Origin of the sequence: Cyanobium sp. PCC 7001 (assembly GCF_000155635.1) — a bacterium.
Lineage (GTDB): Bacteria > Cyanobacteriota > Cyanobacteriia > PCC-6307 > Cyanobiaceae > NIES-981.
Window position 1 is genome coordinate 944,116 of the sequence record NZ_DS990556.1, and the last position, 23,226, is coordinate 967,341.

General features: G+C 66.6%; 24 protein-coding genes and 1 tRNA gene. 10 read left to right on the plus strand and 15 right to left on the minus strand.

What is annotated here, in order from left to right; translation table 11 throughout:
• The first annotated feature begins 86 nt into the window (after positions 1 to 86).
• Positions 87 to 1,562 carry an iron uptake porin gene (locus tag CPCC7001_RS04640; protein ID WP_006911340.1) on the plus strand — a complete coding sequence of 492 codons (1,476 nt, stop codon included), beginning with the start codon at positions 87 to 89 and terminating at the stop codon, positions 1,560 to 1,562.
• 315 nt (positions 1,563 to 1,877) lie between these two features.
• On the opposite strand, the gene CPCC7001_RS15485 is transcribed toward CPCC7001_RS04640, so the two are convergent.
• Positions 1,878 to 2,123, minus strand: coding sequence for a hypothetical protein (locus CPCC7001_RS15485; RefSeq protein ID WP_198006528.1), 246 nt, complete (start codon positions 2,121 to 2,123; stop codon positions 1,878 to 1,880).
• Between CPCC7001_RS15485 and pstS the strand changes: the two genes are divergently transcribed.
• A complete protein-coding gene (gene pstS, locus CPCC7001_RS04645) occupies positions 2,032 to 3,021 on the plus strand; it encodes a phosphate ABC transporter substrate-binding protein PstS (protein WP_043369553.1) in 990 nt (329 codons plus the stop codon). The two genes, CPCC7001_RS15485 and pstS, sit on opposite strands and share 92 nt — an antisense overlap.
• On the opposite strand, the gene CPCC7001_RS04650 is transcribed toward pstS, so the two are convergent.
• Positions 3,018 to 4,847, minus strand: a complete 1,830-nt coding sequence (locus CPCC7001_RS04650; RefSeq protein ID WP_156796678.1) for a glycosyltransferase family 39 protein — start codon at positions 4,845 to 4,847, stop codon at positions 3,018 to 3,020. The two genes, pstS and CPCC7001_RS04650, sit on opposite strands and share 4 nt — an antisense overlap.
• 924 nt (positions 4,848 to 5,771) lie before the next feature.
• Between CPCC7001_RS04650 and CPCC7001_RS04660 the strand changes: the two genes are divergently transcribed.
• Complete coding sequence (locus CPCC7001_RS04660) at positions 5,772 to 6,350, plus strand: ferritin (protein WP_006910796.1); 579 nt, start codon at positions 5,772 to 5,774, stop codon at positions 6,348 to 6,350.
• 23 nt (positions 6,351 to 6,373) lie between these two features.
• On the opposite strand, the gene CPCC7001_RS04665 is transcribed toward CPCC7001_RS04660, so the two are convergent.
• On the minus strand, positions 6,374 to 6,676 hold the full coding sequence (locus CPCC7001_RS04665; protein ID WP_006909601.1) for a hypothetical protein: 303 nt from the start codon (positions 6,674 to 6,676) through the stop codon (positions 6,374 to 6,376).
• Between the two features lie 237 nt (positions 6,677 to 6,913).
• On the opposite strand from CPCC7001_RS04665, the gene CPCC7001_RS04670 reads away from it, so the two are divergent.
• Positions 6,914 to 7,255 (plus strand): helix-turn-helix transcriptional regulator, encoded by a 342-nt coding sequence (locus CPCC7001_RS04670; protein WP_006911062.1) that lies wholly within the window; start codon positions 6,914 to 6,916, stop codon positions 7,253 to 7,255.
• Positions 7,256 to 7,274: 19 nt separating this feature from the next.
• Here the strand turns inward: CPCC7001_RS04670 and CPCC7001_RS04675 are convergent, their stop codons facing one another.
• On the minus strand, positions 7,275 to 8,117 hold the full coding sequence (locus CPCC7001_RS04675) for a cation diffusion facilitator family transporter (RefSeq protein WP_225867172.1): 843 nt from the start codon (positions 8,115 to 8,117) through the stop codon (positions 7,275 to 7,277).
• 260 nt (positions 8,118 to 8,377) lie between these two features.
• On the opposite strand from CPCC7001_RS04675, the gene CPCC7001_RS04680 reads away from it, so the two are divergent.
• The 3 genes from CPCC7001_RS04680 to CPCC7001_RS04690 all read left to right on the plus strand — a co-directional run bounded on the left by CPCC7001_RS04680 (position 8,378) and on the right by CPCC7001_RS04690 (position 10,993).
• A complete protein-coding gene (locus CPCC7001_RS04680) occupies positions 8,378 to 9,010 on the plus strand; it encodes a Crp/Fnr family transcriptional regulator (protein WP_006910265.1) in 633 nt (210 codons plus the stop codon).
• Positions 9,011 to 9,087: 77 nt separating this feature from the next.
• Positions 9,088 to 9,804 (plus strand): response regulator transcription factor, encoded by a 717-nt coding sequence (locus tag CPCC7001_RS04685; protein WP_006909321.1) that lies wholly within the window; start codon positions 9,088 to 9,090, stop codon positions 9,802 to 9,804.
• Between the two features lie 31 nt (positions 9,805 to 9,835).
• Positions 9,836 to 10,993, plus strand: a complete 1,158-nt coding sequence (locus CPCC7001_RS04690) for a cell wall metabolism sensor histidine kinase WalK (RefSeq protein WP_006909943.1) — start codon at positions 9,836 to 9,838, stop codon at positions 10,991 to 10,993.
• A 34-nt stretch (positions 10,994 to 11,027) separates the two neighbouring features.
• Here CPCC7001_RS04690 and CPCC7001_RS04695 read toward each other — a convergent pair whose 3' ends face one another.
• Positions 11,028 to 11,951 carry a phycobilisome rod-core linker polypeptide gene (locus CPCC7001_RS04695; RefSeq protein WP_006909425.1) on the minus strand — a complete coding sequence of 308 codons (924 nt, stop codon included), beginning with the start codon at positions 11,949 to 11,951 and terminating at the stop codon, positions 11,028 to 11,030.
• A 265-nt stretch (positions 11,952 to 12,216) separates the two neighbouring features.
• Here CPCC7001_RS04695 and CPCC7001_RS04700 point away from each other — a divergent pair, with 265 nt between their 5' ends.
• A complete protein-coding gene (locus tag CPCC7001_RS04700) occupies positions 12,217 to 12,501 on the plus strand; it encodes a hypothetical protein (RefSeq protein ID WP_043368612.1) in 285 nt (94 codons plus the stop codon).
• Here the strand turns inward: CPCC7001_RS04700 and CPCC7001_RS04705 are convergent.
• The gene (locus CPCC7001_RS04705; protein ID WP_006910463.1) at positions 12,491 to 14,287 is read right to left on the minus strand and encodes a peptide chain release factor 3; all 1,797 of its coding nucleotides are present in this window, start codon (positions 14,285 to 14,287) and stop codon (positions 12,491 to 12,493) included. The genes CPCC7001_RS04700 and CPCC7001_RS04705 overlap by 11 nt on opposite strands.
• 120 nt (positions 14,288 to 14,407) lie before the next feature.
• Here CPCC7001_RS04705 and nrdJ point away from each other — a divergent pair, with 120 nt between their 5' ends.
• Positions 14,408 to 16,825: a ribonucleoside-triphosphate reductase, adenosylcobalamin-dependent gene (nrdJ, locus tag CPCC7001_RS04710; RefSeq protein WP_006910623.1), complete on the plus strand. Its 2,418-nt coding sequence runs from the start codon at positions 14,408 to 14,410 to the stop codon at positions 16,823 to 16,825.
• A gap of 46 nt (positions 16,826 to 16,871) precedes the next feature.
• Here nrdJ and siaD read toward each other — a convergent pair whose 3' ends face one another.
• The 4 genes from siaD to CPCC7001_RS04730 all read right to left on the minus strand — a co-directional run bounded on the left by siaD (position 16,872) and on the right by CPCC7001_RS04730 (position 19,970).
• Entirely contained in the window at positions 16,872 to 17,699 is an 828-nt protein-coding gene (gene siaD / locus CPCC7001_RS04715) for a biofilm regulation diguanylate cyclase SiaD (protein WP_006911094.1), read from the minus strand.
• 4 nt (positions 17,700 to 17,703) lie between these two features.
• Positions 17,704 to 18,099: a biofilm regulation phosphoprotein SiaC gene (gene siaC / locus CPCC7001_RS04720; protein ID WP_043369556.1), complete on the minus strand. Its 396-nt coding sequence runs from the start codon at positions 18,097 to 18,099 to the stop codon at positions 17,704 to 17,706.
• Between the two features lie 45 nt (positions 18,100 to 18,144).
• A complete protein-coding gene (locus tag CPCC7001_RS04725) occupies positions 18,145 to 18,735 on the minus strand; it encodes a SiaB family protein kinase (protein ID WP_006909068.1) in 591 nt (196 codons plus the stop codon).
• Positions 18,736 to 18,800: 65 nt separating this feature from the next.
• Complete coding sequence (locus CPCC7001_RS04730; RefSeq protein ID WP_006910585.1) at positions 18,801 to 19,970, minus strand: SpoIIE family protein phosphatase; 1,170 nt, start codon at positions 19,968 to 19,970, stop codon at positions 18,801 to 18,803.
• 182 nt (positions 19,971 to 20,152) lie between these two features.
• Here CPCC7001_RS04730 and CPCC7001_RS04735 point away from each other — a divergent pair.
• Positions 20,153 to 20,237, plus strand: a tRNA-Ser gene (locus tag CPCC7001_RS04735).
• Positions 20,238 to 20,354: 117 nt separating this feature from the next.
• On the opposite strand, the gene CPCC7001_RS15005 is transcribed toward CPCC7001_RS04735, so the two are convergent.
• The 5 genes from CPCC7001_RS15005 to CPCC7001_RS04765 all read right to left on the minus strand — a co-directional run bounded on the left by CPCC7001_RS15005 (position 20,355) and on the right by CPCC7001_RS04765 (position 23,200).
• A complete protein-coding gene (locus CPCC7001_RS15005; protein ID WP_006909375.1) occupies positions 20,355 to 20,711 on the minus strand; it encodes a hypothetical protein in 357 nt (118 codons plus the stop codon).
• Between the two features lie 239 nt (positions 20,712 to 20,950).
• Positions 20,951 to 21,889, minus strand: a complete 939-nt coding sequence (gene ppk2 / locus CPCC7001_RS04750; RefSeq protein ID WP_006910653.1) for a polyphosphate kinase 2 — start codon at positions 21,887 to 21,889, stop codon at positions 20,951 to 20,953.
• 30 nt (positions 21,890 to 21,919) lie between these two features.
• Complete coding sequence (locus CPCC7001_RS04755; protein WP_006910550.1) at positions 21,920 to 22,291, minus strand: hypothetical protein; 372 nt, start codon at positions 22,289 to 22,291, stop codon at positions 21,920 to 21,922.
• Positions 22,288 to 22,536 carry a hypothetical protein gene (locus tag CPCC7001_RS04760; RefSeq protein ID WP_043368614.1) on the minus strand — a complete coding sequence of 83 codons (249 nt, stop codon included), beginning with the start codon at positions 22,534 to 22,536 and terminating at the stop codon, positions 22,288 to 22,290. Before CPCC7001_RS04760 ends, CPCC7001_RS04755 begins: the two co-directional genes overlap by 4 nt.
• Positions 22,537 to 22,597: 61 nt before the next feature.
• Positions 22,598 to 23,200, minus strand: a complete 603-nt coding sequence (locus CPCC7001_RS04765; protein WP_006911203.1) for a DUF4335 domain-containing protein — start codon at positions 23,198 to 23,200, stop codon at positions 22,598 to 22,600.
• Positions 23,201 to 23,226 lie beyond the last annotated feature (26 nt).

Here is a 23,226-nt window from a genome sequence, read left to right on the forward strand (position 1 = left end):
ATTGGTCACCGGGTGCTCCTGCCGCGATCGATAGGGTCCCGTCGACGCCTGTCTGGCGTCAACGACCTGATCGGTGTGAGGACCCGATGAAACTCTTCCAGCAACTGCTGGTGGCTCCTGCGGCTCTGGGCCTGCTGGCCGCCGCGGCCGCCACGGCTTCTGAGATCAGGACCGAGCTCAACATGGACGGCGTCAACCAGTACGCCTCCCAGGAGCAGGTCACCAGCATCTCCCAGTTTTCCGACGTTCAGCCCACCGACTGGGCCTACCAGGCCCTCTCGAACCTGATCGAGCGCTACGGCTGCGTCGCCGGCTATCCCGACGGCACCTACAAGGGCCAGCGGGCCATGACACGTTTCGAGGCGGCCGCCCTGCTCAACGCCTGCCTCGATCGCGTCACCGAGGTGACCGATGAGCTCAAGCGCCTGATGGCCGAGTTCGAGAAGGAGCTCGCCATCCTCAAGGGCCGCGTCGACGGCCTCGAGGCCAAGGTGGGTGAACTGGAGGCCAGCCAGTTCTCCACCACCACCAAGCTGAAAGGCGAAGTGAGCATGATCCTCGGCGGCATGCCCGACTTCGACAACGTGGACGAGGGCCCCAACCCGGATCAGACCACGTTCAACTACGACGTGCGGCTCAGCTTCGACACCAGCTTCACCGGCAAGGACCTGCTGCGCACCCGCCTGCGCGCCGGCAACTTCGAATCCCTGCCCTTCGGCAGCAGCTCCCAGATCTTCACCCTGGACAAGGCCACGAGCACGGATGATTCCGTGAAGATCGATCGCCTCTTCTACGACTTCCCCGTCGGCGACTCCTTCAACGTCACGGTGGGCGCCCTGGTGCGCAACACCGAGATGCTGGCCTTCATCCCCAGCGCCTACAAGTCGAGCATCCTCGATTACTTCGGCCTGGCCGGCGCCTCCGGCGTCTACAACAAGACGACGGGTGCCGGCGCCGGCTTCCGCTGGAAGCAGCAGGTGGAGAAGGGCCGCCCCTATGCCACCTTCTCGGCCAACTACGTGTCCGGTTCGGGGTTTGACGACTCCAGCATCGGTGCCTTCAGCGAGGAGAGCGGCATCAACGCCACTGCCCAGCTGGGCGTGAAGGCCGCGAACTGGGGGGCTGCCGTGGGCTACCGCTACGGCTCGGAAGCCTCCCGCATCCGCAACCCCAACTTCTCGGGCACGCTCCTGGCTGGCGAAGACAGCAACAGTGTGGCCGTGGGTGCCTACTGGCAGCCCACCGACACCGGCTGGATTCCCTCGATCAGCCTCGGCTACGGCTACAACGACGGCGGTGGCGGCTTCCCGGATTCCCAGTCGTGGATGGCTGGCCTGCAGTGGGATGACGCCTTCATCAAGGGCAACGCCGCCGGCTTCGCCGTTGGCATGCCCCCCTTCACTGACGATGGCGACGAAGCCTGGCTGTATGAGATCTTCTACCGCTTCCAGGTCACCGACAACATCTCGATCACGCCCGCGCTCTTCTACGGCACCAATGCGGCCTCCAACGGCGGTGATGATGCCTGGGGCGGTGTGATTCAGACCACCTTCAAGTTCTGAGCCCAGATTCCGATCCCGAAACGTTCCGCATTCCGCACCCCACTCCCAACCGCCGCACACGGCGTGCCCCAGCCCCCCGCAAGTCGGGGGCTTTTTTCTGCCAAGCCAAGGCCAACCCTGTTGTTCTCGGCGCTGACGCTCTCGGTGTTGACGCTCCTCTGATGCCGCGATGATCGCCTCCATCGCTTCGGGCGATGGAGGTCTTCTGAGAAATGATTCCTGCCGAGAAATCAGATCTGCATAGCAATCATCACTGCGCTGCAAGCATCACTGCTTAGCAATCAGTACCACTTAGCCATCCAATCCACTTAGCAGTCAGCCCTGCTGGACTATCAGTTCTACTCGAACATCAATCCGTCCCAACCATGTCGCGGCAGCAGAAGACAGAGCTTTACCTGCCATTAATCCCACCATAATCAAGCCTGGATTCGCTATGGCGAGGATGGCCGCGACCAGTTTCGTGGCTTCCATGTCCTTCGTGAAGAAGGTCTCCATCTGTGGCACGGTCTCCGCTGCCCTGGCCAGCATCACCGCCGCAACGTCCGTGCTGGCAAGCTCCACCCTCAACGGTGCTGGTGCCAGTTTCCCCGCCCCCTTCTATCAGGCGGCCTTCGCCTCGGCGGCCGGCAAGGGTATCCGTGTCAATTACCAGTCGGTGGGCTCCGGCGCCGGTGTCCGTCAATTCGTGGCGGGCACGGTGGACTTCGGCGCCACCGATGAACCGATCAAACCCGCCGAAGCCGCCAAGGTGAAGCGCGGCGTGGTGCAGTTCCCCGCCGTGGGCGGCACCATCGCCATCGCCTACAACAACCCGGGCTGCAAAGGGCTCAAATTGAGCCAGAAGCAGGCAGTGGATGTGTTCCTGGGCAAGATCAAGGCCTGGGAGCAGCTCAAGTGCGGCAAGGGCAAGATCAACGTGGTGCACCGCTCCGATGGCAGCGGCACCACCTTCGCCTTCACCAATTCCCTCTCCGCCTTCTCCCCGGAGTGGAAGAGAAAGGTGGGTGAGGGCAAGAGCGTGAAGTGGCCCTTGGGCGTGGGCGGCAAGGGCAACGAGGGAGTGGCCGGCATCCTCAGCAACACCCCGGGTTCGATCGGCTACGTGAACCAGGCCTACGTGAGGGGCAAGCTCAAGGCCGCCGCGCTGCAGAACAAGGCGGGCAGGTATGTGCTGCCCAGTGTGAAATCCGGAGCTGCGGCGCTGAACAACATCCGCCTCGACGGCAACCTCGCCGGTGAGGATCCCAACCCCGCCGGAGCCGAGAGCTATCCCATCTCCACCCTCACCTGGATCCTGGCCTACCAGAGCGGAAACGGCGCCAGGGCCGCCGGGATCCGCAAGGCGATGAACCACCTGCTGGGGCCTGCCCAGAGCAGGGCCGATGACCTGGGCTACGTGCCCCTGCGGGGCAGCGTTCTCAACGCGGCCCGCAAAGCGGTGGGGCGGATCGGCTCCTAACCCCCGGCTGGGCCGGCACTGCGGAGCTCCACCGCCAGCAGGTTCTGGCGTTCATCCAGGGCAGCCATCCGCAGACCGGCCTCCCGGATCTGGGCATCGCTGAGCATCCGATGCCGCGGCGCGAACACCACCAGTCCGTGTTCGAAGGCATGGCCCTGGCTGGAGCGCTGCAGCGCCACCACCTCGGGCCATCCATCCAGCCGCAGGATCGGATGGCCGCTGCGCAACGCCACCGAGTGGTAGCTCTTGCCCAGGATCACGATCGGCACTCCCGCCTCTGTGTGTCCGGCCACCTGATCGGCGAGGTCCAGAATCGCCGCCTGGCGATGCTGCCGATACACCGTGGCCAGGCCGGGCACCACGGTGCTGAAGCTGAGCACCGCCACCAGGGTCCAGGCCGTGACCAGGGCGGCTCGGCGCTGCGGGATCCAGAGCAGCAGCCCTGCCACCGCCAAAGCCATCAGCACCAGCAGGGTCCGGAAGGGCCAGCCCTCCAGATGGCTCACCAGCGCCGCCGTGTAGTCGGGGAAGACCCGATCGGGCTTGATCAGCCCGGCCACCAGTGGCGCCAGCACCAGTCCTGTGGCCGCCAGCACCACCGCGGTCCCAGCACCCAGGATGGCGTAGAAGCGCGGACTGCGGCTGAACGGATCCTGACGAGCCGCCGCGGGACAGGGCTCTGGCACCAGATTGAAGGCCGCCAGGATCGCCAGGGGCGGCAGGCAGGAGAGGATGTAGTGGGGAAGCTTGGTGCTGGCCACACTCAGCAGCAGCACGGTGAGCACCAGCCACACCAAAGCAAACAGCTGCAGATCGACGGGGCGGTTGCCGGCATCCCGCTGCCGCGCCTGGCCCAGCAGCTGCCGCCAGCGTGCCCGGTTGGGAAGGGCCACCAGGCCCCAGGGAAAGCTGAGCAGAAGGACCACCGGCAGGTAATAGAACCAGGGCCCCGCGTGGCTGTCCACGGTGCTGGTGACCCGGGCCAGGTTGCTGTGGCCGAGGAAGCCGGCGAGAAAGGCAGGTCCGGCCTGGTGGAACGCGGCCAGCAGCCAGGGCAGAGGCACCGACACGGCCAGGGCGGCGCTGAGCAGCAGCTGGGGCCAGCGCCGCAGCAGTGGCGCCGCCTGGCGGGTGAGCGCCGCAAAGCCGAGCACCACGGCCAGTGGCAGGGCCCAGGCCAGCAGGCCCTTGGCAAGGAAGCCCACCCCCATGGCCACGCCCACGATCACGGCCAGACCGCGGGGCCCCGGGGCTCCGAGGGGCCGGCCGAACAGGAGGGCGTACAGACCGACCGCCGCCACCGTGATGCAGGTGGTGATGTAGCTGTCGTGCACCGCCACATGGGCGAAGGCGGCATAGCCGGGCAGGCAAGCCAGGATCAGGCCCGCCAGCAGGGCCCGGAGCAGGGATCGCCGAGGCGGATCCGCCTCGGAACGGCCCTGCTGGTGCACCAGCAGCACGGTGGCCACCACCCCGAGGGTGCTGGCCACTCCAGCCCCCAGGCGCGCCAGCCAGGGATCAGCCGGAAAGAACTGGAACACCGGCCAGGCCACCCAGTAGGGCAGCGGTGGCTTGTCGAAGTAGGGCCCACCGCTGACGCGGGGCACCGCCAGGCTGTGCTCGGAATGCATGGTGCGGGCGATGTCCAGCTGGAGTGATTCGGTCTTGTCCAGCGGGTAGAGGATGTTGCTGCCCCAGAACAGCAGCAGCACCACGGCGGAGATCAGCAGCAGGATCAGCCCGGCGGAGCCAAGGGAACCGAGCCAACCCCGAGCACGCACCGGAGCGCTCGTTGGAGCCTTCATCGGGTCATTGACTGACGGCATGTCCTGCGATCCCTGCTCAGGAGCATGATCCGAACCGGAAGTGATCACACGATGGCCCGAAACTCCGCAGCTTACGCCTCCTGCCAGGGACGCCAGAGCCGGCTGGAGCCATTGAACTGAAGCACGTTTTCCACTCAATTTCCGAAGTTGAGAAGCATTTGCAGCTATCTTCAGCACGGCGACTCACACGCCAACCTTCACTCCCTGGATCAGGCAGGGTTTAACACCAAACAACCTGACGGCATCACCCCCATCCCTGCAGATCCTATGATCAGAATTCCATTCTATTCGGGTGATCAAGGCCATTCGGATGATCAAGGCCAGCATCCCTGCCAAGCACAGGTGCCGAGCACAGGTGACAAGCACGATTGCTGAACAGCACTGGACAGACATGCTGAACACCAACCCTTTGCCGCTGGGTACCAGCCTCCAGCTGGCCTCAGGGTCAGACCGGTTGGCCAGCAGGATTCATGGATCCTTGTTCGTCATCCCTGCCGATCATGATCTGGCCGGCCTCTCCGCGAGGCTCCAGTGAAACCTCCCGGGGATTGTCTGGATACAGCAAACCAGGAGCGATCAAGGCGCCGCACCCGAATCGATGACTGACAACCACCACTGAAAGATCACGACCAAGGTGAGATTCCCCGGCCGACTCGAGTCGCAGATCCTGTATCCCTAAGCTGTGTTCGGCTGTGTTCGACACCCCTTACAAGGCTCTGCACCCCATCGCTCCCTGGCACACACTCCAGCGAACGCCGCAGAGTTCGCCACCCTGCTGGCCGTAGCGCCGTCCTCCAAGAGCCTTTCCCGGATTCCGCACCAAGGCTGCCCTGCTCAGGCTTCGGCAGCACGTACGCCCCCGTCCTAATCAGGCCCCGTCCTGATCAGCCCTCGTCCTCACCAGCCCCCTCCACACCAGCACCGATGACCCTCTCCACCAGCATCAGCACACCCACCGTGGCCACCGGCCCCGCCGGCAGGGCGATGGCCCAGCCGATGGAGTCCTCCCTGCTGGAGGCTCTCCAGGACCATCTCGGCCTGGAACGCCGGGCCAGTGCCGCCTACTTCGCCATGGCCCTGTGGTGCGCCGAGCGGGAGCTGCGCGGGTTCGCCCACTACCTCAAGAGCGAGGCCAGCGCGGAGCAGACCCATGCGGCCAAGGTGGCCGACTATCTGATCGCCCGCGGTCAGACCGTGATCCTGCAGGACGTGCCGGCGCCACGGCAGACCTGGGCGTCGCCGGAGGAGATCGTCGCCACCATGTTCCTCATGGAGGCCGATGTCACCACCTCCCTGCAGCAGCTCTACGCCATGGCTGAACGGGCCGGTGATGTGCGCACCACCGTGTTTCTGGATCCGATGGTCGACAGCCAGATTGCCGCGGAGCATGAGGCAGGCCACCTGCTCGGTCGGGTGCGCTTCGCCCAGAACCAGCCCGCCGCCCTGCTGATCATCGACGGCGAGCTCAGCGACGACCAGCACGAGCCCGCCCACCTGGCCTGAGGCCCCAGCCGGCGGGAGGGGGGCTACAGCGCCTCCCCCACCCCCCGGCCGATCGAGCGGCTGCTGATCTCCGCCAGAAAGGCCAGCAGCAGGGGATCCAGCCCGCCGCGGCGATGCCAGGCCCTGGCCAGCCGCTCCAGTTCGCCGCGGCGTCGCTGGAGATCCGCCAGTTCAGCGCTCAGCCTGGCGCGCAGGTGAGGATCCATGCAGCGCTCCAGAGCTCCCGCCAGGCTGCGGCAGCGCTGCCACAGCCGATCAGCCTCCCGGCAGAGGCTGCCGAGCAGGCTCTCGGAGCAAAGCGAGACGCACGGGCGCTCAGATCCCATGGCGGCGGCAAACGGCCTGAGGGCACCTGATCTGACGGCAATCAACCAACACGGAACGGGGCAGCAGTGTGGAGGCGCAGCACGCTGAAGGCGCAGCGCTGTGGAAGGACCGGCCGAACCGTACGCGGCCCATGGCCTGATTGCAAGCGATTCTCAATAGCGTTACACGCTGGCACGGTATGCAGCCGCCAGCCGCAGCCCCGATCCATCAGAGTTGCCGGAACCGGTTGTGATGCCATGCCCGTGCTGGAGCCCACCGCCACCGCCGTGCCCGCCCTGTCGGCCGAAGGGGCCAGGGCCCTGCTCAAGGCCCTGGCCGATCCCCTGCGGCTCCAGGTGATCGAGGCCCTGGGGGCCGGTGAGCGCTGCGTGTGTGACCTGGGGGCCGATCTGGATCTGGCCCAGTCGAAGCTGTCGTTCCACCTCAAGGTGATGCGGGAGGCGGGGCTGCTGGCGGCGCGGGAAGAGGGGCGCTGGATCTACTACCGGCTGCGGCCCGAGGCCATCGGCTCTCTGCAGCACTGGCTGGAACAACTCCAGGCCCACAGCCAGCGCCCGGCTCCACCCTGCGCCGGATAGGGGCCAGGCCCGGGCTGGTTCAGCCGTTCCGCCCGCTGGCCCATGGGTCACGGCCTTGCTCAGGCGCTTCCAGTTCCAGGGTGGTGTGTCCCACCCCCAGGTCCTCCAGCCGCTGCCGGGCCTCCCGCAGCAGCTCCCGGTCGGGCCGTCGCGCCGGATCCCGCTGCAGGTGGGCGGTGAGAGCCACCGCCGAGGTGCTCATGCTCCACACGTGCACGTGGTGCACCCGCTCCACCCCCTCCAGCGACAGCAGCGCCGCCTCGATCGCCCCCAGATCCACGCCGCGGGGCACCGCATCCAGCAGCAGCGCGCCGGACTCCAGCAGCAGGCCCCAGCCACTCCAGAGCACCGCCAGACCCACGCCGATGGCAGCCAGGGCGTCCAGCCGGTCCCAGCCGGTGAGCTGGATCAGCAGCGCGCTGATCAGCACCGCCGCCGACACCGCCGCATCGGTGATCAGGTGCAGCACCGCGGCCCGGCGGTTGAGGTCGTGCTGATGGCCGTGGCCGAACAGGCGGGCTGAGGCCAGGTTGATCACAAGCCCCGCCAGGGCCGCCCAGGCCACCGGTGCCGCATGGATCTCGGCGGTGCGTCCCAGCCGCTGCACCCCTTCCACCACCACCACCCCGCCCGCTGCCAGCACCAGGGCGGCATTGGCAAGGGACGCGAACTGGGTGCTGCGCCGGTAGCCGTAGGTGAAACGCCGGGTGGCCGGCCGCAGGGCCAGCCGTTCGGCCGCCCAGCCCAGGGCCAGCCCCAGCACATCCCCGAGGTTGTGCAGGGCATCGCCGATCAGGGCCAGGGAGCCGAAGCCGAAGCCCACCACCAGCTGCACCACCACCAGGCCGGTGTTCAGCAGCACACTCCAGCGGAAGGGGGCGTTGTCGGTCTGAACATGCGCTTGAGCGTGCGCATGAGCGTGCGCGTGGCTGTGGGAGTGGCTGTGGGATTCGGAGGTGGAGTGGGAGTGCGGGGGCATGGGCTGCGGATCCGGCCGGAATGATCGTCGCCGCGACGCTGGCCAGCCGGGGCTAACCAACTCTTAAACAACGCACTACCGCACCTTGATCTCCGGCCCCGCCGTTGTCCATAGCGTCATGGCGCCCTCCGGCTGCTCCGCCCATGGTGTTCACACCCTCCCAGGCCGCGGATCAGCGCGAGGGATTCAGGCAGTGGCTCGAGGACAGCTACGCCCGGCGGCAGCTGGTGCACCTGCCGGCGGGCAGCACCGTGCCCCTGCTGCGTCGCAACGTGTGGGTGGTGGTGCGCGGCATGGTGAAGCTCAGCACCATCTCCTTCCAGGGGGATGCGCTGATGCTGGGGCTGGCCGGAGCGAACGAGCCCTTCGGGGATCCCCTCAGCAGCCAGCCCAGCTACGAAGCCACCACCATGGTGGACACCGATCTGCTCTGCCTCGGCTGCGATGAGATCCTGACCGCTCCCCATCTGGCCTTCGGCCTGCTGCAGGGCCTGGCCGCCCGCTACCGCCAGAGTGAGGCGATGCTGGCCCTGCTGGGGTTGCGCCGCATCGAAGACCGGCTGCGGGGCTTCCTCGAACTGCTGGCCGAGGAGTACGGCCAGCCCTGTGAGCTGGGGCTGCGGCTGCCCCTGCGGCTCACCCACCACGACCTGGCCAGCGCCCTGAGCACCACCCGCGTCACCATCACCCGGGTACTGGGACAGCTGCGCAGCAGCGGCTGGCTCACCCTGGATGCGGAGCGTCATCTGGTTCTGGCGCACCAGCCCCTGGGTTGATGCGCCCACCAGGCCTGCGTCAGGCCGTCCGTCCGCCCGGCTTCTGGGGAGCCCAGGCCCCGGGTGAGAATGGCACCATGCGCGCGCGCCTCCTGGTCGTCGAAGACGACGAGACCATCCGCGAAACCCTGCAGGAAGCCCTGGAGCTGGAGGGCTTCAGTGTCACGGCCTGCGCCAATGGCCGCGACGCCCTCAATGCCCTGCAGCGCAGTGCCAGGCCCCAGCCCGGCAGGGACGATCCCGGCGAGGGTTTCGCCCTGGTGGTGCTCGACCTGATGCTGCCGGGGCTGGGCGGACTCGACGTCTGCCGGGCCCTGCGCGCCGCCAGCAATTTCACCCCGATCCTGGTGGTGAGCGCCCGGGACAGCGAGACCGACCGGGTGCTGGGCCTTGAGGTGGGCGCCGACGACTACCTGGTGAAGCCCTTCGGAATGCGCGAGCTCGTGGCCCGCTGCCGGGCCCTGCTACGGCGCAGCGCCAGCCAGGGAGCGGCCGAGAAGGTGCTGGAGCACGCCAACATCAAGCTCTATCAGGAGGAATGCCGGGTCACCCGCGATGGGTTGCCGGTGAACCTCTCCCCGAAGGAGTACCGCCTGCTGGAGCTGTTCATGCAGCATCCCCGCCGAGTCTGGAGCCGCGACAAGCTGCTCGAGCACGTGTGGGGCGTGGACTACTTCGGCGACAGCAAGACCGTGGATGTCCACATCCGCTGGCTGCGGGAGAAGATCGAGGAGGAACCCTCTGCGCCCTGCCATCTGGTCACCGTGCGTGGCTTCGGCTACCGCTTTGGCTGAGTCCGCCGGCGGCCATCGCCCACCGGGCTCCATGGCGGGCTCCCTGGGGCTGGGCCGCTGGTGGAGGCGTGCCGGCAATGGCGGCGGCGGCCCCAGCGCGCGCCAGCTGCTGCGCTGGATGGATGCGTCCCCCATGGGCTGGGTGCTGCTCGATCCGGAGGAGCGGATCCAGCACATCAGCCCCCTGGCCGAGCGGATCCTCTGCCGCGAGCGGGGCCGGCAGGAAGGAAGCCAGCGGGTGGCCGGCAACCCCATCACTGCCATCTGCGACGATCCCGGTCTGCTGGGCTCCATCGCCCTGGCGCAGCGCCAGGGGCGGCGGCAACGGCTGGAATGGCGCTACGGCGGTGAGGACTTCGATCTGGCGGTGGTGCCGGGTCTCGATGGCTGGCTCGCGGTGCAACTGCAGAGCCGCCGCTCGCTGGAGGCCCAGCTGGAGCAACAGGAGCGGTGGGTGAGCGACGTGGCCCACGAGCTCAAGACCCCACTCACGGCCCTGCTGCTGGTGGGCGACAGCCTGGCCGCCCAGGTGAACGACCGCAATGCGCGGCTGGTGGAGCGGCTGCAGCGGGAACTGCGGCGGCTCCAGGACCTTGTGGTGAACCTGCTGGAACTGTCGCGGCTGGAGAACACCCTGCCCGGCCAGGGTCTGCGGGTGGACGGGGTGGATCTCGTGCAGCTGGTGGAGCAGGTGTGGCTGGGTCTGAGACCCCTGGCCGACCAGCGGGGCATCGCGCTCACGCTGCTGGCCGGGGAAGAGGGCTCGGGCGCCGGATACGCGATCCGGGGCGACGGGGCGCGGCTGCACCGGGCGGTGCTGAACCTGCTGGACAACGCCCTGCGGTTCAGTCCCGACGGGGAGGCGGTGGAGGTGGCCCTGGCCGGCCGCGGTGGCTGGTGCCAACTCAGCGTGCGTGATGCCGGGCCGGGCCTCAGCGAGGACGACCTCACCCACATGTTCGAGCGCTTCTACCGCGGCGACAGCGCCCGCGCCCGGCACGAGGACGCCGGCAGCCGCGGTGGTGGCGGGGGCAGCGGCAGCGGTCTGGGCCTGGCGATCGTGCAGCAGATCGCCGTGAGCCATGGCGGCAGGGTTCAGGCCAGCAACCATCCCGATGGCGGTGCGTTGCTGGAGCTGATCCTGCCGCGGGAACCGAGCACCCTCACGCCCCGAGCGGGGGAGCGCTGATCAATCCGGGCTCAGCCAAGCGCTCAGCCAGGGCTCAACGCACGCTCACCTCCACCACCCGGCCACCCAGGCGGTTCACCCGCTGCAGGGCCTCGTTCATGCGGGTGAAGGGCACGCGGATCACGGTTTCGGCGGTGCGGGAGTAGGCGTTGTTGGCCACGCCGGTCACCAGCAGGGTCACCAGGCGGCCGCTGCTGCTGTCGGAACCCCTGGCGCCGGCCATCACCGGCAGGCCGTTGATGCGGTCGGTGCGCTCGGTGTTGAACACGGCAGCGGGGGCTTCACCGCCATCGCTGGCATACGCACCGGAGCCCACCGAAGAGCGGAAGTAGGCCGGACCGGAGCTGGGCGGATTCACCGCCACGGGGCGGTTGCGATGCACCACCCGGTTGAGGCGGGACTGCACACCGGCGGAGTCGCCCTTCACCGAGGCCGCCGCACCCCGGGCCAGCTGGAACACCCAGGAGAACTGGCGGCCCTGCTGGCCCGGGGAATAGTCCCAGCCATGGATGTAGGGCACCACATCCTGACCGAAACGGTGCTGGTATTCATCGCTGTCGACATAGGAGTCGATCTCGGCGTCGTAGCCCTGGTCCTGCAGGATGGTGAAGTGATCCAGCATCTCCTGACTGTTGTTGGGCGCCCGCCCCAGCAGATGCTTGAAGTTCAGCTCGATGAAGCGGTAGGGGTTGCAGTTCTCGAAGAACTTCTCCTTGTAGAGGCCGCTCTTGGCCACCAGCCGCACGAACTCACGCACGCTCAGATCGCCATTGCGGAACAGGGATTCCAGCCCCTCGAGCCGCTCGCTCTTCATGATGTACTGGTTGCCCAGCACCTGCTGGTAAACGGCGCGGATGATGGTGGCGCGGTCATCCTCACTGGCGTGGGCCCAGTTTTCCTTGTTGCGGGCGCCTGCGAAGCGTTCAATCCCCAGAACGGGGGCCTTGACCAGAGCCATGGGCGGAGGGGGGCGAAGGGCAGTTGTCGGGAAGGGAAAGGCAGCAACCCGCCGCCTGATCCGGCACCCGGACGGGGTGCCAAGAGGCGATGCGGTGCGCGAGGCGACGCTACGGGGAGTCAAGGCCCGTGCTGCGCAGATTCATTGAATATTTATGTTCGTGTGAAGAGCCATGAACTTGGTGGACAAACCTTCGCCCATGCGGTTGTCCCATCCCGGCCTGACTAGGGTGGACCCGAAGACACCAAGCGGATGACACGCGGTGATGCACTTCTGGGCACCGGACATCGACCCATCCCATCCGATGGAGTGCACCCACCCTGAGCGCTATGCGATCCAGCGGCTCGACAACGGCAGTTATCTGGCCATCGAAGGCAGCGAGCAGCGGGTGCACGACGTGGCCGTGGCCAGTGAGGCCTACCTCTTTCACACCCATGAGGCCGCCCTGCGGGCCGCCCAGCAGCTCAACCAGACCGGCCGCGGCCCGGTGGACGTGGTGAAGATCGAGTGGGAGCCCGATCCCGACCTCACCCCCAGCCTCAGAGGGTGATGGGCTCCACCCCGCTCACCACCGGGGCCACGGTGCTGAGCTCAAGCTCGGGATGGTCCTCCTGAAGCTGGTTCAGGTTCCAGTCGTTCTTGAACAGCAGCACCGGACGGTCCCAGGCATCGCGCACGGGCTTGCAGTTGAAGATCCGCCCCACCGACTCCAGGGCCGGCCAGCCGCCACTCACCCAGCGGGCCACCGTGAAACCCATCGGCTCCAGCCGGGTCTTCACCCCGTATTCGTTCTCGAGGCGGTACTGCACCACCTCCAGCTGCAGCTGGCCCACCGCGGCGAGGATCGGATCGCGCTTGCTCTGGTCGGTGTCGTAGAGGATCTGCACCGCTCCCTCTTCGCGCAGTTCATTGACCCCCTTACGGAAGCTCTTGAAGGCCGAGGGGTTGGGATTGCGCAGCCAGGCGAAGATCTCGGGTGAAAAGCAGGGAATGCCCTCGTATTCCACCTTCGGACCCAGGTAGAGGGTGTCACCGATGGCGAACATGCCCGGGTTGTTGAGGCCGATCACATCACCGGGGTAGGCATCCTCCACCACCTCCCGGTCCTGACCGAACAGCTTCTGGGGCCGCGACAGGCGGATCGCCTTGCCGGTGCGCGCATGCTGCACCGTCATGTCCTTCTCGAACCTGCCGGAGCACACCCGCACGAAGGCCACCCGGTCGCGGTGACGGGGGTCCATGTTGGCCTGCAGCTTGAACACGAAGCCGCTGAAACCAGGCCCGATCGGATTGATCGCTCCAGCGCTGCTGGCCCGGGGCGTGGGCTTCTGGGCCAGCTCCAGGAAGGCATCCAGGAAGGGGCGCACACCGAAATTGGTCATCGCCGAGCCGAAGAACACCGGGCTCAGCTCGCCCGCATGCACCCGCTCCAGATCGAGCTCGGCGCCGGCCCCCTCCAGCAGCTCCAGTTCCTCCAGGGCCGCCTCCAGCAGCTCAGGCTCCACGGCACCGGAGCTGCGGGCCTCCTCCACGCTCAGCACCTTCTCCTCCGACGCCCGGCCCCGCTCGGCCCGCTGGAACAGGATCACGGCGTGGCTGCGCCGGTCGATCACGCCGCGGAACCGGTCGCCGCTGCCGATCGGCCAGTTCACGGGCCAGCAGGCCAGGCCCAGCTCCTGCTCGATCTCATCGAGCAGCTCTAGGGGGTCCCGCCCCGGCCGGTCCATCTTGTTGATGAAGGTGAAGATCGGGATGCGCCGCAGGCGGCACACCTCGAACAGCTTGCGGGTCTGGGGTTCGAGGCCCTTGGCCGCGTCCTCCAGCATCACCGCGTTGTCGGCGGCGGCGAGGGTGCGGTAGGTGTCTTCGGAGAAGTCCTGGTGGCCGGGGGTGTCGAGCAGGTTGATGGTGCTGCCGGCGTAGTCGAACTGCAGCACGGTGGAGGTGATCGAGATGCCCCGCTGCTTCTCCAGCTCCATCCAGTCGGAGGTCACCTTGCGCTGTTCCCCCTTGGCCTTCACCGCGCCCGCCTGCTGGATGGCACCGCCGTAGAGCAGCAGCTTCTCGGTGAGCGTGGTCTTGCCCGCGTCGGGATGGGAAATGATCGCGAAGTTGCGCCGACGGGCCACCGCCTCGGCCAGCGCCGCCAGCTCGGCAGAGGCGCCGGAGGCCGACCCGCCGGCCTCGCTGCGGGCATCGCCACTGGCGCTGGGGCTGGCGGTGGAGCTGGGGGCGGGGCTGGTGGTGGGGCTGGGGCTGGTGGCAGTGGTGCCACCGCTGCCGGAAGTGGAGCTGGCCATGGCCCCAGCCTGCCAGCCGGTGACGGGGGCAGCCATGGCCCGGAAGGACGGCCAGGGCCCCACCGAGGACGAGGCACTGCGGATGGTGCCGCGCAGCCCTTGCTGCCCCCATCGGTGGCGTTATGGTGGCGCTCACCCGACGGCCAGCGACCTTCCGTGACCCTGACCCCCACGCGTGCCGGTGCCAGCGATCAGGCTCCATCTGTCCACGAGAGCGGCATGGCCCCGGAGGGTGCGGCCTCTGCGCGCGCGGCCTCGGCTTCCACCGAGCTCACTTCCACCGAGCTCAGTGGAGGGTTTCCCGCCACGGCGCCAGCCGCCAATCCCGTCTTCTACCGCACCTATTCCCGCAAGACCTCGAGCGGCCGGGAGAGCTGGCACGAAGTGGCGGAGCGCAACCTCGAGGGCCTGCGCAAGCTAGGCCACCTGAACGAGGCCGAGGTGCAGCTGCTGCGCCGGATGCAGCAGGAGCAGAAGGCCCTGCCCTCGGGCCGTTGGCTCTGGATCGGAGGCACCCCCTGGATCGAACAGCCTGAGAACTTCTCCGGGGCCTACAACTGCACGTCCACCAACCTGGTGGACTGGGAGGCCTTCGGTCTGATGATGGACCTGGCGATGATGGGCTGCGGCACCGGCGCCATCATCGAGCCCCATCTGATCGCCCGCCTGCCGGTGGTGCTCAACCGTCTGGTGATCACCGGCGTCACCGACATCGGCTCCACACCACCGGAGGCCCGGCAGGAGCACACCAGCCACACTGTGGACGGCAACCACGTGCACATCAAGGTGGGGGACACCCGCCGGGGCTGGGTCGACAGCTACCAGCTGCTGCTGGAGCTGTGCAGCGACCAGCGCTTCGGCAGCCCGGAGCAGCCCGGCGAGATCCAGGTGAGCGTGGATCTCTCGGATGTGCGTCCCGTGGGCGAAACCCTCAAGGGTTTCGGAGGCATGGCCAACCCGGTGAAGCTCAGGGATCTCTACGGCCGCGTGGCCCAGATCCTCGCCAAAGCCCTGGGGCGGCAGCTCACGTCGGTGGAGTGCTGCCTGCTGATCGACGAAGCGGCCGTCACGATCGTGGCGGGCAACATCCGCCGCAGCGCCGGCATGCGCCAGTTCGCCTCCGACGACAGTGCCGCCGCCACCGCCAAGGACAACCTCTGGCAGCAGGACAGCGACGGCAACTGGCGCATCGACCCGGAGCGCGATGCCCTGCGCATGGCCAACCACACCCGGGTGTTCCACACCCGGCCCAGCCGCGAGGTGGTGCTGGAGGCGGTGACCAAGCAGTTCCAGAGCGGTGAGGGCGCCATCCAGTTCGCCCCCGAGGCGATCGCCCGCTCCAACGCCGATCTGCTGCCCACGCCGGAGCTGCGGCAGGAGTTCATCGGCATCTACTGCGATCAGGGCCGCGAGCAGGCCGCGGCGTGGCTGCAGCTGCACCATCCGGGCCTCGAGGCCGATGAGCTGGAGCACCGCCTGGGCCGCTATGGCCTCAATCCCTGCGGCGAGATCCTCGGCGCCGATTTCCACTGCAACCTGGCCGAGATCCATCTCAACCAGATCCATCCCACCGATTTCCAGGCCCAGGAGGATGCGTTCCGGGCCGGGGGCATCGCCGTGGCCTGCCTCCTCAACCACCGCTTCGAGGTGGAGCGCTACCGCCAGAGCCGGGCCTGGGATCCGATCGTGGGGGTGAGCTTCACCGGCCTGTTCGACTTCTTCGTGCATGCCTTCGGCACACCCTGGCTGCGCTGGTGGGAGGCCGGCCGGCCCGACAGCGACGAAGGCCGGGCGTTCCGCGCCCGCGAAGCCGATTACCTCAGCCGCTGGAAGGCGATCGTGCACGAGGCGGTGTGGGAATACTGCGACCGCCACGGCATCCGCCGGCCCAACCGCTGCACCACCGTGCAGCCCGCCGGCACCAAGAGCCTGCTCACCGGCGCCTCCCCCGGCTGGCATCCCCCCAAGGCGCAGCGCTTCATCCGCCGCATCACCTTCCGCAAGAACGATCCGGTGGCTCTGGCCTGCCTGGACTACGGCTACGCGATCGTGCCATCCCAGTCCGACAAGGACGAGCAGGGCCGGCTGCTGGATGACCCGTTCGATCCCCGCTGCACCGAGTGGCTGGTGGAGATCCCCACCGAAGTGAGCTGGGCCAACATTCCCGGTGCCGATGCGGTGGAGATCAACAACTTCTCGGCCCTGGCCCAGTTCGACTTCTACATGCAAGTGCAGCAGCACTACACGGCCCACAACACCTCCGCCACGGTGGAGTTCCGGGAGCATGAGATCGAACCACTGGCTGAGGCAATTCACCACGCCATCGACCAAGGGCACGGCTACATCTCCGCCGCCCTGCTGGCCCGCTTCGATGCCAATGCCACCTTCCCCCGCCTGCCCTTCGAACCGATCGACCTGGCCACCTACCAGCGGCTGAACAGCGAAGTGGAAGGGCGCCGGCGCACGGCGGACTTCTTCGAGGCCCTCCAGCGCTACGACGGTGGGGAACTGCAGGAAGCCGGGCCGGCCGGATGCGACTCCGACAAGTGCCTGCTGCCGCTGGCCAAGCCCTGAACCTCTGCTGGGCCGCTCAGGCTCCGGTGTCGTGGGCGGGAGGGGTTCAGGCAGAAGCGACGGGCGGAGGGGCCGATGTTTTGTAGCAGTCTCGCCCGGAATGCTTGGCTTCGTAGAGCGCCTGATCGGCTCGCGCGAAGGTGTTGGTGTAAAGCTCGCTGGGAGCGTGCTGGGCCACGCCGATGCTCACCGTGAGGCTCAGCTCTTCGCTTCCGGCCTTGACCCGAAGATGTCTCACCATGTCCAGGATTCGCTGGGCAATGATCTCTGCCGTTTCAAGGCCGGTATCCACGAACAGGGCCAGAAACTCCTCCCCTCCCCAGCGGGCACACAAATCAAACTCCCGCACACAGGATTTCAGGACGGCCGCGAGCTCGACAAGAACCTGATCGCCGGTTGTGTGGCCGTAGCTGTCGTTGATCCGCTTGAAATTATCCACATCGATCAAGGCCAGCGAGTAGGTGGAGCCGTAGCGGGTGGTGCGGGCATCCTCGGCTCGGCAGCGCTCTGAGATCAGACGGCGATTGGGCACGCCGGTGAGAATGTCATGGGTGGCGGAAAGCTGAAGCGCGTCGTTGCGCTGCTCCATTGCCTCAAGATGTTGATCCACCTGGCGTACGTTGCGCGTGAGCGAACGCACCTGGCGGTCATACCGCCTGGAAAGATCGAAAACGTGCTCGTGAAAGAGAGATTGGTAACGATCGGAAATCTTGATGATCCGCTCCAGCCGCTGCTGCTGGGCCTTGCTGCGCTCCAACAACTCGGCCAAAGCCAGACGCAGAGGGTGGTCTGCGTAGGAAGGATTGTCCAGCAGTGCCGTGATCCGTTCTTCGAATTGCTGATCCGACTCTGATCTCGGCTGGGCGCGCGTCATGGTCTCAGACCATCCGGATGTCGAAAGGGAAGGTGTAGTCCTCCTTGAACTCTTCGCCCATTTCCAGCGAGCGATGGTTGCCTTCGTCCCAGAGCCAGGTCACGGTGAGTTCCCGCCCCCCGTCGGAGGCCTCCTGAATGGCATCGAAGATTTCAATCATGCCCCGTACGCTGCTGGTGTTGAGGTAAGCCAGCTGCAATTCCACATCCAGGGGCTTGCTGGTTTCATTCAGGTAGGCGCACACCCAGGAGATCACCTGGTCAAACAGTTCATGGGCATTTTCGGGATAGGATTCGCCCGCCATGGACAGACGCCCCATCTGCCAGTCGCCGCGCACATAGGGCGAACTGGAGGTGGGAGCGAGGTTGAGATCCGATGTTGTCGTGCTGCTGGGGCTCACGGATGGGGAATCGGAGAGTCGTTCAGGGGGCTTCATCATGTCGGATCAGATCGTGGCACGGATGGCAAAGAACGCGTTGCCCCCAAGCCAGGCACCCAGACCGCACTGCAGCGGAGCCGTGGACTTCCTCGCGATCTCGATCAGCCCCAGCCCGGCCCCACGGCCTGGCACCTGCACGCGAGGCTGCCTGAGTTGCTGCTTGTAGAGCTGCTTGAGTTGCTGTTTGTCCAAGCCTGCCAGATAGTTGACGCGCTCTTCCAAGGCTACTCCGTGGGCGGATTCCACAATGTTTCCAGCTGACACCTGGTACCTTCCATCGGCGGTTTCCGCAATCACCACGGTGGCGAGTGACTCGGCGTCCTGAAAGCCGTTGGCTTTCACATAGTTGACAATATTCTGACTCATCTCAATATAAACACTGAACACGTCGATTGCTGCCGGGCTTCGATCAGACGTGGATTCAATGTGCTGACGCAGGGCCACACCGATTTCTGAGATGAGAGTGCGGGTAACGGGCGCATTGAAACTGATCAGAATCCGCTCTGCGAGAAAAAAATCCCTCAACGACGCCAGACCGGTCTGGAGCTCGGTACCCGAAGCGGTCGCGGAAAGATTGAGCATCACCTGGGCGACCACAGGAGCCAAGTTTTGCAAATGGTAACGAGCTCAGGCACGGGCGCCAGTGGGCGGTGTGGGCCCGATCACACCAACCGGAAGGCCAGCATGGTGATGTCATCCCGCTGGGGGTGATCGCCCATGTGGTGGAGGATTGCCCTGTGAATCGCCTCTGCCTGCTTCGGCAAGGGTTCGGCACTGGTCTGCTGGATCAACCGTTGAAAACCTTCCCGGCCAAGACCAAAGCCGCGGTGACCGCCCGCCTGATCCAGAAGTCCATCGGTGGTGAGGTAGTAGGTGCCACCCTCCACCATCGGAATGGCATGGTCGTGGAACGAGCCGATCCGCCGGGACCACAGGGAGCAGGAATCCCCGTTCACGACCTGCATGGACTGAGCATCACTCCAGTAGAGGGAGATGCGGGCTCCGGAAAAGCGCAGGAGCCGGGCCTCGAAGTCGAGGTACACCATGCCGGCGTCCATGGAGGTGGCGATCACCCGCGACCGTTGCGCCTCGCTGAGCACATCCCCCATGTCCGCGTTCATGGTCTGCAGCACCCGGGCCGGCGAACGGATCCCCACCTGCTGGATGGAGCGATCGAGGCCAGCGCGGGCGAGCATGGTCATCATCGCCCCGGGCACACCGTGGCCAGCACAATCAGCGATCCCAATCAGGCAGTGGTCACCATCTTCGTGGAAGAGGTAATAATCGCCACCGACGATGTCTCGGGGCTTCCAGATCACGAAGTGATCATCACCGAAGCGCTCGGAAATCTGGCGATCCGGCAGGATCGAGCGCTGCAGCAGCGCGGCATAGCGAATGGAATCATCCACCTGCTTGTTCGCCGCCCTGAGCTCGCGATTGGTGTCATCGAGCTGCGCCATCGCTTGACGCTGCCTCTGCAGAAGCGTATTGAAGGCTTCAACGAGTTTGCCCACTTCATCCCCTCCGTCGACCGTCAGCAACTCGGTGGCCTTGTCCGGTGAAAAGGCGATGGCGTACGTGGCCCGCACGAGGCGGCGCAGTGGATTGACCACGCGCCGGGAGATGATCTGATAGGAGATGGCCACACCGATGACCAGCAGCAAGGCCAGGTAGAAGGTGGTGTAGGCGTTGACCTCTGTGGAGCCCGGGGTGCGAATCACCTCCCAGGCTGAAAGGATCAAGTAACCAAGAACAAAGCCGTTGAGGACGGCCAGCAGAAGGAAAACTTGCTGAATGGAAAGGTTCTGCCCACCTCCGTATTGCCTCGCCATGGCGCAGCACCTCAAGCCCACACCCTAGCCAGTCACCCCCTGGCCTCGTATCCGGATCCGGAAGCCTGCTCCGCTCCAGCCGGCGGCCCGGGCCAGGCATGAGAGAATGCCCGAACCGTTAGGGGATCCCCGTGGAGCTTCCTGCGGAGCCCCATCGAGCTCAACCGAGCGGTGGCGCGTGAGGAGAGGTGGTCGAGTGGTTGATGGCTCCGGTCTTGAAAACCGGCGACCCGCAAGGGTCCGTGGGTTCGAATCCCACCCTCTCCGTTTCCACTCCAGGCGCTGGAGCCTCTCGGAAGCCCTGAGGGCTGGCTGGTCTGGCTGACTGACTCGGCTGGCTCTGAAGTTCTGGCCTGGGCCGTCACAACAGCAGGCAGGGGGCAATCAGCCCTGGCGGCGGCTGGAGCGGGCCGGTGGCTGGGGCACGGCTCTGCTCTCCTCCCCGGAGCCGTTCCGTCCGTCCTGGGTGCCAGCCTGCAGGGGCGGGTGCTCGGCACTCTGGCGGAACAGCTCGCGCTCCAGCATCTGGATCCGCATGTCGCGCAGACAGAATTTGCATCCTCCCGTGGTCTGAAGATGCTTCTCCGGGGTGATGCTGATCTGCTTCACCGGATGGATACGGCAGCGAATCTTGATCGGTGTCTTGTAGCTTTTGTAGACGATATCTCCGTAGTCATAACGATCACCGAAGCGGGAGAGGGCCCGCTCGAGGAAGAGTTCGCGGCTGATCGGGTTGCCCATGCTGGTGAGCGTAGGCAAACCCTGACACCTTGCAAGCAAGAGACAAGGAACGTCATGGCGCCTGCGGCAGGGGTGGGTGGCAGGCTGGGGGGCGACGAGCACTCCCTCTCCCATGGCACCTGAGCAGCCACAGCGTCCGGCCTGGCTGAACTGGCTGTTCCTGGCGGCCTTCCTCTGGTCCAGCTGGCAGCTGGCGGGTCTGTGGTTCGCTCGGTTACACGGCTGAAGGCCGGCCGCACCTAGGGATAGCGATTGGGCACGAAGAACTGCTCCCAGCGGGGCGGCCGCTCCACGGGCTTGTGTTTCGGCCGCGGCGGCAGCTCGATGGCCGGTGGTGTCATGTCGGTATAGGGCACCTTGCTGAGCAGGTGGGCCATGCAGTTCAGCCGGGCCCGCCGCTTGTCGTCGGCCTCCACGGTGAACCATGGGGCCTCGGGAATGTTGGTGTGGGAGAACATCTCATCCTTCGCCATGGAGAAGTCTGCCCAGCGCTCGCGGGCCTCCAGATCCATCGGACTGAGCTTCCAGCGGCGGGTGGGATCGTCGATCCGGGCCTGGAAGCGGGCCTCCTGCTCCTCGTCACTCACCGAGAACCAGTACTTCAGCAGCACGATGCCGGAGCGCACCAGCATCCGCTCGAACTCCGGACAGCTGGTGAGGAACTCCTCCACCTGCTCCGGGGTGCAGAACCCCATCACCCGCTCCACACCGGCGCGGTTGTACCAGCTGCGGTCGAAGATCACGATCTCCCCTGCGCTCGGGAAGTGCTCCACATAGCGCTGGAAGTACCACTGGGTCTTCTGCTGATCGCTGGGGGTTCCCAGGGCCACCACCCGGCAGCCGCGCGGATTGAGCGGTTCGGTGATGCGCTTGATCGTGCCCCCCTTGCCGGCGGCGTCCCGCCCTTCGAACAGCACGATCAGGCGAAAGCCGGTGGCCTTGATCCAGTACTGCATCTTCACCAGCTCCACCTGCAGCCGGGTCAGCTCCTTCTCGTAGAGCTTGCGATCGAGCTTGCCCAGCCCTGCCGTCTGGGGAGGCAGCGGCACGCCTTCACCGTTGCGCAGGTCATCCAGCAGGCCCGAGGGGTAGTAGCGGTCGGAGAACGGCCCGAAGTGGGGCTGAAGCGGCTCCTGATCGTCGGTCTGATGCCTGGCCTTCTTCTTCTTTTTGCCCATGGCGGTCGCGGCGATGGAGGGTGAACGGCTTCAGGACTTGGCCGAGCTGCGGGGGCGGGGCAGGCAGGCGCGCACCAGTCGCACCACCCCTGCCACGATCAACACCAGCGCCGCCAGCGCCACGGCCACCAGCAGCACCACGGCAAGCAACTGCACCAGGCCAAGCAGAAACTCCTGCAGGCCGCCGATGAGATTGGCGATGGCATCGCTGAGCAGCAGGAAGGTGTTGAAGCGCTCCGGGATCTGCATCAGGGCCACCAGCACCCCGGTTCCGAGGCTGCCCAGCAGCACCCCGGTGGCGAACTGCCGCAGGCGGGAGGGGGGGCGCTTGCGGCGGAACACCTTGCGGCTCTGCGACGCGTTGGCCGGCAGCTGCAGCAGGGGCCTGCGGGAGGATGTCATGCCTGCAGGGTGTGACCGGCGCCACGCATCCAGCGCTCGAACTCCATCAGCACCAGTTCATTGGGGCAGTCGATCAGACTCAGGTTGCCGACGGAGCAGTCCCCCTGGCCGCCGTGGTGGAGGGAGAGGCGGAAGTCGTCGCCGCTGAGGCCGCACACCTCGGGGTCACTGCGCACCACCACATCCAGAGCGGCCCCGAGCCGGGCCACCCGGATGCGCAGCTCTGACCAGGTCATCGACGTCATGGTCACAGTGTGACCAGCCAGGCGGTGGCGTCAACCTCACAACCTCAGGGCCCGCTTGGGCTCAGGGCCGATCCTGACCAGCCGCTGGGCTTGAAGGTGAGGGGGCGGGCAGCGGGCGGGGTTCCGGGAGCAGCAGGCCGAGGCCGGCCGCCAGCACCAGCACGAGGGCACCGCCCACCGGGGCCGCCAGCCTCTGGCGCCGCGGCACCCGCTCCTGCATCTCCCGCGGCCGCAGCGGCCGGGGCTGGGGCAGGTCGAGCGGCAGCTGCAGGCGCGCATCCAGCCGCAGCTGATCGAGCACCCGCACCAGATCGGCCAGCTCGGCGTCGTCCAGCACCACCTCGAGCGGCGGGGTGCCGGGTTGGCTGCTGCGCAGCAGCAGGCTGTGGCCACCGGCGGGGCGAGGGCCGATCTCCACCGGGGAATCCTCCTGGCCGAAACGGCGCTCCACCCCACTGAGCAGGTGGCGGGCATAGGGGAGCACCACCTCCATCAGGGCGATCAGATGCTCCTTGCGCCCCTCCAGCTCCGGCCTGCCCATCCAGCGCAGACTCCAGCCGGTGATGATGCCGAGGGCATCGCCGGACTGACCCGCCGAGACGTCGGGCAGGCCATCGACCTGAAGGCGGCAGCTCAGTTGCTCGTAGCGCAGCGTCTGCTTCATGGCTGAGTCGGGGTGATCACCATGGC